1 protein-coding gene is annotated in these 916 nt (G+C 61.4%); it reads left to right on the top strand.

Annotated elements, in window-relative coordinates; translation table 11 throughout:
- On the top strand, positions 1-916 hold a 916-nt coding region (locus tag A3730_RS24850; RefSeq protein ID WP_197477626.1), incomplete at both ends, for an RQC domain-containing protein.

Raw genomic sequence — 916 nt, 5'->3', positions numbered from 1 at the left:
CTGTCGCGCAACAAGGTGGACCGGGTGGCCGAATGGCTATGCCAGCAGGGCATTAATGCTCTGCCCTACCACGCCGGGCTTTCTGGCCCGCTGCGGGAAAAACACCAGCAGCGCTTTCTGCGCGAGGACGGCATTGTCATGGTCGCCACCATTGCCTTCGGCATGGGCATCGACAAACCTGACGTGCGGTTTGTGGCGCATCTGGATCTGCCCAAGAGCATTGAGTCCTACTATCAGGAAACCGGCCGTGCCGGCCGTGATGGCAACCCGGCTACAGCCTGGATGGCCTATGGGCTGGAAGACGCCATCAAGCTCAAACAGATGCTCGCCCAAAGCAGTGGCAACGAGCAGCACAAGCGCAACGAAAACCAGCGCCTGGAAAGCATGCTGGGGCTGTGCGAAATCACCCATNGCCGCCGCCAGGCATTGCTGCACTACTTTGCCGAAACTCTGGAAAAGCCCTGCGGTAACTGCGACACCTGCCTGCACCCACCGGAAACCTTCGACGCCACCGAAGCCGCCCAAAAAGCCCTGAGCTGTGTCTACCGGACCGGACAGCGCTTCGGCGTCAATCACCTGATCGACGTGCTTACCGGCAATCGCTCCGACAAGGTCGCCAGCGCCGGGCACGATCATGTGTCCACCTGGAACATCGGTAACGAATTCAACGCCAACCAGTGGAAAAGCATCTACCGTCAACTGGTGGCCCGCGGCCTGCTCACCGTGGACATGAACGGTTACGGCGCGCTGCAACTGACCGACGCCTGCCGCCCCTACCTGCGCGGGGAACAACCCCTGCACCTGCGCAAGGAAATCGCCAAAGCGAAAAAAGCCGGCACCCGCAAAAGCCAGTCCAACGTGGCGGAAGCGGATCGCGCGCTGTGGGAAGCCCTGCGCGCCTGTCGCAAACGGCTAT

This window comes from Alcanivorax sp. HI0044 (genome assembly GCF_001634945.1).
The sequence above is the reverse complement of the archived record's forward strand: the minus strand, read 5'-3'. Positions and strand labels throughout refer to the sequence as shown.